This window comes from Halohasta sp. A2, assembly GCF_056175805.1.
This window is the reverse complement of record NZ_JAQFWV010000293.1, coordinates 1-255: the sequence shown is the minus strand read 5'-3', so window position 1 is coordinate 255 and position 255 is coordinate 1. Positions and strand designations below refer to the sequence as shown.

The following is a 255-nucleotide window of genomic DNA, read 5'->3' as shown; positions in this document are numbered from 1 at the left end:
CCGCCACGGACAAAAAAGGAGCCTACCCGCTCGTCATGGCGCACACCGAAGGCTACCGACTCACCTACAACGACGAGACTGACCGTATTCGGTTCCGTGTGAGTCCGAAGCCGTACAAGAAGGTGAATGGCCACCTTCGAGGGCGACCTGAAGACCTCAACCTCATCGAGTCAGCCTTGACTGAAGATGAGTGGTCGTTGGGACAGGCCGAACTTCTGTACCGAGATGGCGTGTACTACCTACACGTCACGGTCA

Annotated in this window: 1 pseudogene; it reads left to right on the top strand. The window is 56.9% G+C overall.

Annotation, left to right across the window (positions count from 1 at the left end):
• Positions 1 to 255: pseudogene (locus tag O2S87_RS19190) on the top strand (RNA-guided endonuclease TnpB family protein); the annotation flags it as partial.